Here is a 12,325-nt window from a genome sequence, read left to right on the forward strand (position 1 = left end):
CTTTCTGTATCGATCTCTAAATATATGCCTTGACGGGCGCGTTTCCAGCACGAGAAGGTTTCTGTGCCGATCGACACAGAATTCGGTCCGGCGGCATACGGGCATGTGCGCGACCGCGCCGCGCCCGCGAACGAAAGGGCACCCCTCATGAGCGAGCTGGACGGCAAGGCGGCGTTCGTCACCGGCGGCAGCCGCGGCATCGGCGCGGCGATCGTGCGACGGCTGGCGGCGGACGGCGCGGATGTGGCGTTCACCTATGTCAGCGACGCGGGCGCGGAGCAGGCGGAGAAGGTTTTGGCGGACGTCGCCGCGGCCGGGCGGCGCGGCATCGCGATCCGGTCGGATGCCGCAGATGCGGCGTCGGCGGTCGATGCGGTGGCGCGGGCCGCGGAGGCGCTCGGCCGGCTGGACATCGTGGTGCACAACGCCGGGGTGTTCCCGTCCGGCCCGGTCGAGGACGTCACCCTCGCCGAACTCGACCGCACCCTGGCGATCCACGCCCGTGCGGCGTTCCTCACCGCGCAGGCGTCGCTCGCGCACCTGCCCGACGGCGGACGGATCGTCGCGATAGGCAGTTCGCTCGCCGAGCGGGTGGCGTTCCCGGGAGTGACGCTCTACAGCATGAGCAAGGCCGCGCTGTCCGGCCTGGTCCGCGGGCTGGCGCGGGACCTGGGGGCGCGCGGCATCACCGCCAACGTCGTGCACCCGGGGTCGACGGACACGGACATGAACCCGGCGAACGCGGACCACGCGCAGGCGCAGCGCGATCTCACGGCGATGGGGACGTTCATGAACGCCGACGACATCGCCGCGACGGTGGCGCACCTGGCGGGCCCGGGCGGCCGCTACATCACCGGGACGGCGATCACCGTGGACGCGGGAGCCACCGCCTGACCCACGGCGCGGACCCGGCCGCGGGTGCCGGCCGGAACCGGGGTCAGCCGTCCACCGGTTCGAGCCGCACCGCGGCCGGGTCCAGGCCGCGGGATTCGAGGTAGACGCTCAAGTACGCCTCGGTGGATTTGCGCGGGTCGGCGCCGGGCCGCCACAGGGACTCGCATTCGGGGCACATCCAGAACACTTCGCCGTCCCCGCCCGGGACGCGGTAGCGGCGCACGTGGTCCTCGCCGCACAGCACGCACTCGATGTCGCCACCCGCGCCGACCGCGCCGTTCATGGCCCCCACGCCGTCCACCGGCAGCACTCCCCTCGGGCGAATCACCCTGTCGATCCCGGTTCCTTGCGATTCATTACGGGTTGCCCCGATGCTGTCCGGGCATGCTGGTCACGACGAAGCGACGCGCCCCCGGCACGACGCCTTCCGGACCGACCAGGACGGCAAGGAGCATCATGGCCCTGTTCGCTGACGACAGCGAGGAAGCCGCGGCGTACCACGCCTGCCGGATCGCCCCGATCGGGACGCCGATCCCGGTCGAGCAGTTGGCCCGAGCCGGGGCGTATGCGTCGTCGCTGGCCTGGAGCGGGCATCTGGCCCGGCACGGCAAGCCCGCGACGATGGAGAAGGCCTGCCATGTCGTGTCGGATGCGGCCGACGCCTTCATCGACCACACGGCGCAGAGCCACGCGATGGACGCCGACGCGGTGGATGCCGCCAAGCACCAGGCCACGGACCAATACTCGGCGGCGCTGCGGGAGCTGTACGGCTGACCCGACCAGCCCCGCCCGCACCCCCGATCCTGCCCTCCGACCAGGCCCGCCGGGCCTACGTCGCGTGCGATGACGGCGATGCCGCGGACGCGCGTTTGCGGGCGCGGTGCGCGGCGACGTTCGCGCGGTTGGCGCAGGTGTCGGAGCAGAAGCGGCGCCGGCCGTTGCGGGATGTGTCGGCGTACACGCGTTCGCAGCGTTCTTCCGCACAAACGCCGGAGCGTTCGACGCCGTATTCGGCGAGCAGCGCGGCAAGGCCGATGGCGGTGTTGATACGGACGCGGTCCACGAAGGCGGCGCCGGGCAGCGCGTAGTGGACGTGCAGGCCGTAGCCGTGGTCGACGAGGCGGGGACGGACCGACACCCGGTCGAGCAAGCCGTTGACCAGGTCGACGGCGTCTTCCAGCCGTTCGGCTTCGAACACCCGGCGGAGTTCGGCCGACCAGTCGGCGAGGGGGCCGAGGTCGGCGGCGCGCGCGTCGCGCACGAGGAACGAGTACGGCGCCAGCATCGCCCGGGCCGCGTCGACGGTGGGCGGTGCGGCACCTTCGTCGGCCGTCCAGAAATTGACCATGGCGACGGCGGCGCCGACCCCGTCGCTGCGGTAACCGTTGACGTCCATTGAACCCTTACATACGCTCATCGGAGGTAAGGACCGAACCACCGGCAAGTATTACCGATCAGGGAAGGGGTGGCCCGTGTCGGAGCATTGCGACGCCTGCGGCCGCATCGAGGGCCCTTGGCACCGGACCATCTCCCGGCACACGACCTCGGAAGGCGAGATCCGCTACACGCGCTGCCTGTGCGGCAGCGTCGCCGTCCGCCTGGTCCCCGTCCCGGAGCCCGCCGCCGCCGCGGTCCTGGCCCGGACGGGGCCGGACGCGGCGGTGGCGGGACTGCTCCGGGGCGACTGAACCTCCGCGGCACCCCCCGCGGGGGGGCAGCCGGGATCAGCCGAACTGGCCCGGCTGGTACGAGCCCGCGGGCGTCCGCGCGATCACGTTCATCCGGTTGTACGCGTTGATCAGCGCGATCAGCGAGACGAGCGCGGCGAGCTGGTCCTCGTCGAAGTGCTTCGTCGCGTCGGCCCACGCCTCGTCGGTGACGCCGCCCGCGGCGTCCGCTATGCGGGTGCCCTGCTCGGCGAGTTCGAGCGCGGCGCGCTCGGCCTCGGTGAACACGGTGGCCTCGCGCCAGGCCGCGACCAGGTTCAGGCGCGGCCACTCGTCGCCGTGGTGGACGGCGTCCTTGGCGTGCATGTCGGTGCAGAAGCCGCACCCGTTGATCTGGCTGGCGCGGAGCAGCACCAGGTGCTGGATCGCGGTCGGCAGGGTCGAGTCCTGGACGACCTTGCCCGCCGAGTTGATGTAGCGCTGGAACTTCGCCGCGACGGGGTTGGCGTAGTAGTTGATGCGGGGTTCCATGGCGGACTCCTCGGTGTGGTGCGTGGGGGCCGGTTCGGCCGGTACACCGCACTGACGGAGCGTTCGGCGGGGGTGTGACAGCCCGGATGCCGTGACCTGGGACACACCGGCCCGGGTCACGCCCAGGTGTAGTGGAGGGCGCGTTCGAAGGTGACGTAGCCCGCGCGGCGGAAGGCCGCGGCCATGGGTGTGTTGGTGAGGTCCGTGGCGGCGCGGATGCGCGGGATGTCGGGCTGCGCCGAGAGGACGCGAGTGCCTTCGGCGAGCAGGTCGTCGACATAGCCGTGTCCGCGGTGGGCGGGCACGACGCCGGCGTAGGCGATGATCGGGTGGTAGTTGTTGCGCGCCGGGACGACGAAGCCGACGGGCTCGCCGTCGGGCAGCGTGCCGATGCGCCACCAGTCGCGCGGGGTGCGGAACCGGGCGAGTTCCCCGGCGAAGTGCGCTTCCGCGGCGGCGCGCGGGCTCAGGCCGGAGGCCAGGTCGGCGAGCGTGTGCGCGTCGAGGGTGCCGTCGATGACGGCGGCCATCAGGCCGATCAGCTCCTCCTCGTCGCGGAGCGGACGGAAGAGCAGGCGGCCGGTCGGTGCGGGGATCGGCGTGCCGGGACGCCATTCGAGGCGCAGGCGTTCGATCTTGAGCCGGGCTCCGGCGCCTTCGACGACGGCGACGCGGTCCTCGACGGCGCGGCGGTCCGCCGGGTCGTCGCGCCACTCCCCCGGCACGAACCGCATGAACTCCGGCGGGGTGCCGGGTACGTCCGCGAGGACGGCGGCGGACGCGGCGCGGTGCAGCGCCGCACCGATCGCGACCCGGTCGTCGGCGCTGTCGTCGAGGTCGAGGATGTCCAGCAGTTCGGGTGCGCCTCCGGCTTCCGGTGCCCACCAGGCGATCCGCGCCCGCACCCGCCCGCCGGCGAGCGCGACCCACATCCACTCGGGACGGCGGCGCCCGGCGGCGAGGTCGTCGGCGAGTTCGTGGTTCAGGGTGTAGGGCAGTGTGGTGAACAGCGCCAGTTCGCCGGCGTCGGCCAAAGGCCGCAGGACGAGGTCGTCGGGCAGTGCCGCAGGGGTGGTCATAAGCTCCCGGCCGGGTCGTGCAACGGATGACGGTCCGCGACGCACCGGCGGGAGGCCGGCAGCGGTCGCGGGACCCTCACCCTAGACGCCGCACTCCGGCCGTCCGGCATGCCGTCAGGCCAGCACCTTGTGCTTCGCCCGCTGGTAGTCCTCCTCGGTGATGTCGCCGTTGTTCTTCAGCGCGGCGAGCTTGGCGAGTTCGTCGGACGTGCTGCTGCCGGGGGCGGCGGCCACGTCGCGGATGTAGGTCTGGAACTGCTGCTCGTTCTGGTTCATCCGGGCTTCCATGCGCGCGCCCATGCCGCGCCCGCGCACGATCAGGTACACGAACACGCCGAGGAACGGCAGGATCACCACGAAGATCAGCCACCCGGCTTTGCCCCAGCCGCCGAGGGTGTCGTCACGGAAGATGTCGCCGATGATCCGGAACAGCAGCACGAACCACAGCACCCACAGGAAGAAAATGCACATGGTCCAGAACACGTTGAGGAGCGGGTAGTCCATTGCCGGGCCTCCAGGCTCACGGGACCCCCGAGCGGCCGCGGAACGGCCGTCCACTACCAGCATGGCGCAGCGCGGCGCACCTTGCCCGGGTACGCCGCGACGGAGTGCGGAGCAGTCGCCGGTCAGTGCAGCAAGCGCCCGCGGAGGGCCTCCACGGTGACGGCGTCGATGCCGTGCGGGGCGAGGAGTTCGCGGGCGCCGCCGACCGGGAGGGTGTCGAGGAACGTCTCGATGGTTTCGGCGGGGGCTTCCATGACGACCACGGGCATGGCAGCCAACTCCACACCCCACCCCCGTCGGGCTCCCCCATCCGCCCCGTGCTTGACTGCCCCTGAGGGGCTCGCCCGCTCACCACCCCCGCGGGCAGCCCGATGGCGTACGCCACCGAGGAGGCCGGACCCCATGCCGAGCACGCACCACGGTCGCAAGCAGATCGAACTGTCCGCCGGAACCGTCGAATACGAGGACACCGGGGAGGGCCCCGCGCTCGTCCTGCTGCACGGCGCGCTGATGGATCCCTCCCTGTGGGCGGACGTCGTGGCTGACCTCTCCGCCGACTACCGCTGCATCGTCCCGGCCCTCCCGCTGGGCGCCCACACCCTCCCGGTGCACCTCGACGCCGACCTCTCCCTCGACGGACTCGCCACTCTCACACGCGAGTTCCTCGCCGCACTCGACCTCCGCGACGTCACCCTCGCCGGCAACGACACCGGCGGCGCCATCGTCCAAGCGGTCCTCGCGTCAGGCGAGGAACGGGTCGGACAAGCCGCCCTCGTCTCCTGCGACGCGTTCGACAACTTCCCGCCCGGCCTGACCGGCAAGGTCGTCGTGTTCACGGGCAAGCTGCCGCCGCGCCTGTTCGGGCTGTTCATGCAGCAAATGCGGCTGCGCGCCCTGCGCCGCCTGCCCATCGCCTTCGGCTGGCTCACCAAACGCGGCGACGCCGCAACGGCCCGCTGGATCCGCCCGGTGCTCGGCGAGCAGGCGATCCGCCGGGACGCCGTCCGCATGCTCCGCGCCATGGGCAGGAACAAAAACGTCCTCACCGACCTGACCGAGAACCTCGCCGCGTTCGACCGGCCCGTCCTGGTGGCCTGGGCCCGGGAAGACCGCGTCATGCCGCCTGAGCACGGCCGCCGCCTGGCCGAACTGCTCCCGAAGGCACAGCTCGTCGAGATCTCCGACAGCTACACGCTGATCCCGCTCGACCAACCCGCGGAATTCGCCCGCGTGATGCGTGACTTCCTCGCGCAAACCGGACAAGGCACGGACGGCGGCAACTGAGCGGCTAACCCGCCCCGAGGAACTCCCTGAGCACCGCCAGCTGGGTTTCGCGCGCTTCGGCCTGGAGCGCGCGCCCCTGCTCGGTCGCGGTGACGTTCACCCCGCGCCGGTCGGTCACGCACATCGACCGGTCGACCAGCCCGCACTTCTCCATGCGCGCCACCGCGCGCGACAGCGCGCTCTGGCTCAGGTGCAGGTCGGCGAGGATGTCCGCGGCGCGGGCCTTGCAGTCGTCGGAGGCGACGATGCGGTCGAGGACTTCGTAGTCGCTCATGGTGAGGCCGTGCTTCGCCTGGAGGGCGCGGTCCAGCTCGTGGGCGACCTTGCTGTATCGAGACAGCAGGTCCCGCCATTCCGCGACGAGCAGGGCATCGGTGGTCACGGGGCGAACCTAGCGCATCCCTCTCTTATCATGCAAGTGAATTTTTTGCACACGCATTTTATGCGTGGACATTCAATGCGCATGCATATAAGTTCTTGGCCATGGCCCACTCTGTCGAGACTCTCGCGGGCCCGAACGTCCGCGAGCACGCCACCCTGTCCCCTGCCTCCCCCACCGCCGCACCCGACGTGCGGTGGACGCCCAAACTCTGGGGCGTCCTCGCGGTGCTCTGCCTTGTCCTGTTCCTCGACGGCCTCGACGTGTCGATGGTCGGCGTCGCCCTGCCGTCCATCGGCCACGAACTCGGCATGTCGGCCACGTCCCTGCAATGGATCGTCAACGGCTACGTCCTCGGCTACGGCGGCCTGATGATGCTCGGCGGACGCACCGCCGACCTCCTCGGCCGGCGCCGGGTCTTCCTCATCGCCCTCGGGGTGTTCGCCGCCGCTTCGCTGCTCGGCGGGCTCGTCGACAGCGGCCCGCTGCTCATCGCCAGCCGCTTCGTCAAGGGACTCGCGGCCGCGTTCACCGCGCCGACCGCGCTGTCCATCCTCACCACGACGTTCCCGGAAGGCCCGGCACGGAACCGGGCGCTGTCGGTGTTCTCCGTGTTCGGCGCCAGCGGCTACTCGTCCGGGCTCATCCTCGGCGGCCTGCTCACCGGCATCGGCTGGCGCTGGACGTTCCTCACCCCGGTGCCGCTGGCCGTCCTCGCGCTGGTCGCCGGCTACTTCCTGATCCCCCGCGACAAGCCCGCCGACGAAGGCGGCCACGACCTGGTCGGCGCCGTCACGCTCAGCGGCGGCATGCTGCTCGCGGTCTACACCGTGGTCTCCGCCCCCGACCGGGGCTGGACCGCACCGCTCACGCTCGGCTCCGTCGTGCTCGCCGCCGCGCTCCTGACCACCTTCGTGATCGTGGAACGCCGCGTCCCGCACCCGCTCGTCCGGTTCGGCATCCTCCGCAACGGCGGTGTCGTCCGAGCCAACCTCAGCATCGTCGCCCTCATGGGCTCCTACATGAGCTTCCAGTTCATGATGACGCTCTACCTCCAGGACGGGCTCGGCTGGTCCGCGCTCCGCATGGCGCTCGGCCTGCTCCCCGCCGGCCTGGTCGTGGCGTTCGGCTCGCCGTTCACCGGCAAGCTCATCAACCGGTACGGCACCGCGCCGTTCCTCGCCGCGTCGATGGCGTCGCTCAGCCTCGGCTACCTGTGGTTCCTGGCCACCGCCGGCACCACGCCGAACTACGCGTTCAGCATCCTCCCGTCGATGCTGCTCCTCGGCGGCGGCTTCGCGTTCGGCTTCGCGTCGATCATGTCGCAGGCCACCGAAGGCATCGACGACTCGGAGCAGGGCCTGGCCTCCGGGCTCGTCCAGACGTCCGGACAGGTCGGCGCGGCACTCGTGCTCGCCGTCGTGACCGCCCTGACCTCGGGGGCGACCCCGGGCGACACCGACTTCGGCTCCTACCGGCCGGGCGCCAACCTGGTCACCGGGGTCGCGGTCGCCGGACTCCTGCTCAACCTCGTGCCGATGCTGCTGTCCCGCCGCGGACGCCGCGACGCACTCCGGTAGGCACCGCTGGGCGGAAACAGCGCGGTTAGTGGCGGACAAGCGGACGGCAGGCCGCCGTAAGCGGTGTGCCGGATGCGGGCGCGGTGGCGCCGGGCGGAAGAATGAGCCCGGCGCCACCGCGCCGTTTGCACCGGGAGGACGAACCGTATGACCGGCTTTGCCGCCGACCGCTACGACAACATGGACTACCGCCGATGCGGGCGCAGCGGGCTCAAACTGCCCGAGATCTCGCTCGGCCTGTGGCAGAACTTCGGCGACGAGAAGCCGCTGCAGAACTCGCGCGCCATCCTGCGCCGGGCATTCGACCTCGGCATCACGCACTTCGACCTGGCCAACAACTACGGCAAGCCGTACGGCTCCGCCGAGACCAACTTCGGCCGGATCCTGCGCGAGGACTTCGCCGCGCACCGCGACGAACTGGTCATCTCCAGCAAGGCCGGCTGGGACATGTGGCCGGGCCCTTACGGCGAGTTCGGCTCCCGCAAGTACCTCACCGCGAGCCTCGACCAGAGCCTGCGCCGCATGGGCCTCGACTACGTCGACATCTTCTACTCGCACCGCCCCGACCCGGAGACGCCGCTCGAGGAGACGATGGGGGCGCTCGACAACGCGGTGCGCCAGGGCAAGGCGCTGTATGTCGGCATCTCGTCCTACGACGCCGCGTCCACCCGCGAGTGCGTGCGGATCCTGCGCGAGCTGGGCACGCCGCTGCTGATCCACCAGCCCGCGTACTCGATGCTGAACCGGTGGATCGAGCCGGACCTGCTGGACGTCCTCGGTGAGGAAGGCGTCGGCTGCATCAGCTTCTCGCCGCTCGCCCAGGGCCTGCTGACCGGCCGCTACCTCGACGGCATCCCGGAGGGCTCGCGCGCCACGCAGGGCTATTCGCTGTCCTCGGACCGCATCACCGACGACCTCCTCGCCAAGCTGCGGGCGCTCAACGCGATCGCCGCGAAGCGCGGGCAGACGCTCGCGCAGCTCGCGCTCGCGTGGGTGCTGCGCGACGCGCGGATGACGTCGGCGCTGATCGGCGCGAGCAGTGTCGCCCAGTTGGAGGAGAACCTGGCCGCGCGCGGCAACCTGGCCTTCGAGGCTGCGGAACTCGCGGAGATCGACCGGCTGTTGGGCTGATCACCGGGACTCCCTGGACTCCCGGGGGCGCCCGCGTCCCCGGGAGTCCCGCGTCCCCCGGGGTCAGGCCGCGGAAGGGGCTGCCCGGCTGGTGCGGGCGTCGGCGTCGCGCAGCAGCCTGGTGATCTCGTGGACGGCTGCCCGCCCGGCCCGGTTGGCGCCGATGGTGCTGGCCGACGGCCCGTAGCCGACCAGGTGGATACGCGGGTCGGCGGCGGTGCGGGTGCCGTCCATGCGGATGCCGCCGCCGGGTTCGCGCAGGCCGAGAGGCGCGAGGTGGTCGAGGGCGGCGCGGAAGCCGGTCGCCCACAGGACGGCGTCGGCGTGCATGGTGCGGGGGCCGTCCGCGGTGTCCCAGGCGACGCCGTCGGGGGTGAGCCGGTCGAACATCGGTGTGCGGTCGAGGAGGCCGCGTTCCCGGGCGTCGCGGACCGCCGCGGTGGGCGGGAGCCCGGTGACGGTGACGACGCTCTGCGGCGGCAGGCCCTGCCGGACGCGTTCCTCGACGCGCGCGACCGCGGCCCGGCCCAGTTCGGGGGTGAACTCGTCGTCGCGGAACTGCGGCGGCCGCCGGGTCACCCATGTCGTGGTGCCGCCCGCGGCGTTGATCTCGGCCAGGAAGTGGATGGCGGACGTTCCGCCGCCGACGACCACGACGTGCTTGCCGCGGAACTCGTCGGGGCCCGCGTAGTCGACGGTGTGGAGTTGGCGGCCGCGGAAGTCGGCGGCGCCCGGATAGTAGGGCAGGAACGGCCGCCGCCACGTGCCGGTGGCGTTGATCAGCGTGCGGGTCGTCCACGTGCCGGCGTCGGTGTCGACGGCCAGCAGCCCCTCCCCCGCCTCGCGGACGGCGGCGACCTTGACCGGGCGCACGACGGGCAGGTCCATCGCGTGTTCGTACGCGGCGAAGTAGGCGGGGACGGCCACCCGTGCCTGCTCGGCGGGGTCGACCGGCGGGACGGGCATGCCGGGCAGCTCGTGCACGCCGTGCACGGACTCCATGAGCAGCGTCGGCCACCGGTGCCGCCATGCGCCGCCCGGCCCGGCGTCGGCGTCGAGTACGACGAAGTCCAGGCCCGCGCGGCGCAGGAAGTAGGCGGCGGACAGGCCGGCCTGTCCGGCGCCGATCACGACGGCGTCGAGCGGGGCGGGCACGGGCTCCGAAGCATCCATGCCGGGTGAACACCGCGAAGCCCGCCGGACTTCCCGGCCGTCGGTCAGTCGTCCGCGGCGCCCGGCAGCCGCACGACCACGGTGAGTCCGCCTTCGCCGCGGGCTTCCGCCTCGACGGTCCCGCCGTGCGAGTCGACGACGGCGCGGACGATGGACAGGCCGAGTCCGGATCCGGTGGTGTCGCCGGATCCGGCGAGGCGGGCGGCGTCGCCGCGGTGGAAGGGTTCGAACAGGGCCTCGACGTCGGCGGCGGCGATGACCGCGCCCGAGTTGGCGACCCGGAGTTCCGCGCCGCGGCCGGGGGTGGCGGCGGTGGTGACGCGGATGAGGCCGCGGCCTTCCGGTCCGGGTTCCGGGCGGTTGTGCCGGACGGCGTTCTGGATGAGGTTCGCGGCGACGTGTTCGAGCAGCACCGGGTCGCCGGACGTGGGCGCCGGGCCGAGGTCGCGGGTGAGGACGATGCCCGCGGCGGCGGCCTGCGCGTGGTAGGTGTCGATGGCTTCCGCGGTCAGGTCGGCGAGGTCGACGTCCTGGTAGCTCTCCGGGCCCTGCTGGCCCTTGGCGAGCAGCAGCAGGCTGCCGACGAGGCGTTCGCTGCGGGCAGTGGCGCGCAGGGCGCGTACCACGGACGGTTTGAGGTCGTCGGGCACGCGGCCTTGGGCGAGGGGGATTTCCAGCGCGGTGCGCTGCACGGCGAGCGGGGTGCGGAGTTCGTGGGACGCGTTGGCCGCGAAGCGGCGGTTGGCGGCGAAGGCCCGGTCGAGGCGGCCGAGCATGGCGTCGAAGGTGTCGCCGAGTTCCTTGATCTCGTCGGACGGGCCGACGAGGGCGAGCCGGTCGTCCAGGTTGCGTTCGGAGATGTGTCGGGCGGCGGCGGTGACGGTGTGCAGGCGGGCGAGGGAGCGTCCGGCCGTCCACCAGCCGAGTGCGGCGGCCAGCACGGTGAGCACGCCCAGGGTGACGAGCGATTGGCCGACCAACGCGTCGAGGACCACGGATTTGAAGTCGACGAAGCGGGCGAGGGCGACGGCCTGGGTGGTGGCCGCCATGGACGGGCCGTCGGCCGGGTACGAGGGCAGGATCGGCTGTGCGGGCACCGCGTCGGTCGCAGCGGGTGCGGGCACGGACGTGACGACGCTGCTGTGGTCGCCGAGGATGCGGTTGACCGCGATGTACTGCACGAGCAGCAGCACGCCGCCGCAGGCCACGAACAGCACGGCGTGGAGGGCGGCCAGCCGGGTGCGGATCCGCCAGTTGGGGCGCGGGAGCCCGCGCAGGCGGCGTCTCACAGCCGGTAGCCGATCCCGGGGACCGCTTCGATGAGCGGCGGGTCGCCGAGTTTGCGGCGCAGCCCGTGCATGGCGACTTTGACCACGCCGGTGCGTGGGTCGACGGCGTCTTCCCAGGCTTCGTCGAGGAGTTCGCCGTGCGTGACGACGCCGCCGTCGGCCGTCAGGAGGAGTTCGAGGATGACCATTTCCTTGGGGCTGAGGCGGAGCAGGCGTCCGTCCCGTTCGGCGAGGCGCCGCTGCGGGTCGAGGACGACGCCGCGGCGTTCCAGCACGCCGCCGCTTGTGCTGCCGCCGCCGCGCCGGGCGAGGGCGTGGATGCGCGCCACGAGTTCGGTGTAGGCGAACGGTTTGGCGAGGTAGTCGTCGGCGCCGAGGTTGAGTCCGTCGACGCGGTCGGCGAGCGCTCCGGACGCGGTGAGCATGAGGATGCGGGCCGGGTTGCGGGTGGCGACGAGGGTGCGGCACACGGCATCGCCGTGCAGCACGGGCAGGTCGCGGTCGAGGAGGATCACGTCGTACGCGGATGCCGCGGCGCGTTCCAGCGCGCGGGCGCCGTCGCGCGCCACGTCGACGCCGAAGCCTTGGCCGCGCAGGCCTTCGGCGAGCAGCTCGGCCAAGTCTTCGTCGTCCTCGACGACGAGCAGTTTCATCCGTGTTTCTCCGTTTCCGGGCATCCGTCCCATGATCACATCCCGCCGCCGGGACCCGGCCCCACCCGGGTCCCGGCACGGCGTCGGTGCCGATCGGACCGGTACCGAGCCTGCCCCGGGGCTGGTTAGCGGGTGGTTAGGCCGAACGGGGCCGCCACGCG

At 72.1% G+C, this 12,325-nt stretch carries 16 protein-coding genes; 6 read left to right on the top strand and 10 right to left on the bottom strand.

Annotated elements, in window-relative coordinates; genetic code table 11:
* The first annotated feature begins 147 nt into the window (after positions 1-147).
* Positions 148-894 (top strand): SDR family NAD(P)-dependent oxidoreductase, encoded by a 747-nt coding sequence (locus ABEA93_RS17995; RefSeq protein WP_345676770.1) that lies wholly within the window; start codon positions 148-150, stop codon positions 892-894.
* 43 nt (positions 895-937) lie between these two features.
* Here the strand turns inward: ABEA93_RS17995 and ABEA93_RS18000 are convergent, their stop codons facing one another.
* A complete protein-coding gene (locus ABEA93_RS18000; protein ID WP_345676601.1) occupies positions 938-1,195 on the bottom strand; it encodes a hypothetical protein in 258 nt (85 codons plus the stop codon).
* 155 nt (positions 1,196-1,350) lie between these two features.
* On the opposite strand from ABEA93_RS18000, the gene ABEA93_RS18005 reads away from it, so the two are divergent.
* Positions 1,351-1,668, top strand: a complete 318-nt coding sequence (locus ABEA93_RS18005; RefSeq protein ID WP_345676602.1) for a DUF3759 domain-containing protein — start codon at positions 1,351-1,353, stop codon at positions 1,666-1,668.
* Between the two features lie 55 nt (positions 1,669-1,723).
* Here the strand turns inward: ABEA93_RS18005 and ABEA93_RS18010 are convergent, their stop codons facing one another.
* Complete coding sequence (locus ABEA93_RS18010; protein ID WP_345676603.1) at positions 1,724-2,290, bottom strand: CGNR zinc finger domain-containing protein; 567 nt, start codon at positions 2,288-2,290, stop codon at positions 1,724-1,726.
* A 76-nt stretch (positions 2,291-2,366) separates the two neighbouring features.
* On the opposite strand from ABEA93_RS18010, the gene ABEA93_RS18015 reads away from it, so the two are divergent.
* A complete protein-coding gene (locus tag ABEA93_RS18015) occupies positions 2,367-2,582 on the top strand; it encodes a hypothetical protein (RefSeq protein WP_345676604.1) in 216 nt (71 codons plus the stop codon).
* A 36-nt stretch (positions 2,583-2,618) separates the two neighbouring features.
* Here ABEA93_RS18015 and ABEA93_RS18020 read toward each other — a convergent pair whose 3' ends face one another.
* From ABEA93_RS18020 to ABEA93_RS18035, 4 genes are all read right to left on the bottom strand, one after another.
* The gene (locus ABEA93_RS18020; RefSeq protein ID WP_345676605.1) at positions 2,619-3,092 is read right to left on the bottom strand and encodes a carboxymuconolactone decarboxylase family protein; all 474 of its coding nucleotides are present in this window, start codon (positions 3,090-3,092) and stop codon (positions 2,619-2,621) included.
* Positions 3,093-3,208: 116 nt separating this feature from the next.
* Positions 3,209-4,171: a GNAT family N-acetyltransferase gene (locus tag ABEA93_RS18025; RefSeq protein ID WP_345676606.1), complete on the bottom strand. Its 963-nt coding sequence runs from the start codon at positions 4,169-4,171 to the stop codon at positions 3,209-3,211.
* A gap of 114 nt (positions 4,172-4,285) precedes the next feature.
* The gene (locus ABEA93_RS18030) at positions 4,286-4,675 is read right to left on the bottom strand and encodes an SHOCT domain-containing protein (RefSeq protein ID WP_345676607.1); all 390 of its coding nucleotides are present in this window, start codon (positions 4,673-4,675) and stop codon (positions 4,286-4,288) included.
* Between the two features lie 122 nt (positions 4,676-4,797).
* A complete protein-coding gene (locus ABEA93_RS18035; protein ID WP_345676608.1) occupies positions 4,798-4,944 on the bottom strand; it encodes a hypothetical protein in 147 nt (48 codons plus the stop codon).
* 133 nt (positions 4,945-5,077) lie between these two features.
* Here ABEA93_RS18035 and ABEA93_RS18040 point away from each other — a divergent pair, with 133 nt between their 5' ends.
* A complete protein-coding gene (locus tag ABEA93_RS18040; RefSeq protein WP_345676609.1) occupies positions 5,078-5,959 on the top strand; it encodes an alpha/beta fold hydrolase in 882 nt (293 codons plus the stop codon).
* A gap of 4 nt (positions 5,960-5,963) precedes the next feature.
* Here the strand turns inward: ABEA93_RS18040 and ABEA93_RS18045 are convergent, their stop codons facing one another.
* Positions 5,964-6,341 (bottom strand): MarR family winged helix-turn-helix transcriptional regulator, encoded by a 378-nt coding sequence (locus tag ABEA93_RS18045; RefSeq protein ID WP_345676610.1) that lies wholly within the window; start codon positions 6,339-6,341, stop codon positions 5,964-5,966.
* A 101-nt stretch (positions 6,342-6,442) separates the two neighbouring features.
* Here ABEA93_RS18045 and ABEA93_RS18050 point away from each other — a divergent pair, with 101 nt between their 5' ends.
* Together ABEA93_RS18050 and mgrA are read left to right on the top strand one after the other, a co-directional pair.
* Complete coding sequence (locus tag ABEA93_RS18050) at positions 6,443-7,918, top strand: MFS transporter (protein WP_345676611.1); 1,476 nt, start codon at positions 6,443-6,445, stop codon at positions 7,916-7,918.
* A 147-nt stretch (positions 7,919-8,065) separates the two neighbouring features.
* Complete coding sequence (mgrA, locus tag ABEA93_RS18055) at positions 8,066-9,049, top strand: L-glyceraldehyde 3-phosphate reductase (protein WP_345676612.1); 984 nt, start codon at positions 8,066-8,068, stop codon at positions 9,047-9,049.
* Between the two features lie 63 nt (positions 9,050-9,112).
* On the opposite strand, the gene ABEA93_RS18060 is transcribed toward mgrA, so the two are convergent.
* The 3 genes from ABEA93_RS18060 to ABEA93_RS18070 are packed head-to-tail and all read right to left on the bottom strand — an operon-like array spanning position 9,113 to position 12,164.
* Complete coding sequence (locus ABEA93_RS18060) at positions 9,113-10,222, bottom strand: FAD-dependent oxidoreductase (protein ID WP_345676613.1); 1,110 nt, start codon at positions 10,220-10,222, stop codon at positions 9,113-9,115.
* Positions 10,223-10,266: 44 nt separating this feature from the next.
* Entirely contained in the window at positions 10,267-11,511 is a 1,245-nt protein-coding gene (locus ABEA93_RS18065) for a HAMP domain-containing sensor histidine kinase (RefSeq protein WP_345676614.1), read from the bottom strand.
* Positions 11,508-12,164: a response regulator transcription factor gene (locus ABEA93_RS18070; protein ID WP_345676615.1), complete on the bottom strand. Its 657-nt coding sequence runs from the start codon at positions 12,162-12,164 to the stop codon at positions 11,508-11,510. Before ABEA93_RS18070 ends, ABEA93_RS18065 begins: the two co-directional genes overlap by 4 nt.
* Positions 12,165-12,325 lie beyond the last annotated feature (161 nt).

Source organism: Yinghuangia aomiensis, from assembly GCF_039542225.1.
Classification (GTDB): domain Bacteria; phylum Actinomycetota; class Actinomycetes; order Streptomycetales; family Streptomycetaceae; genus Yinghuangia; species Yinghuangia aomiensis.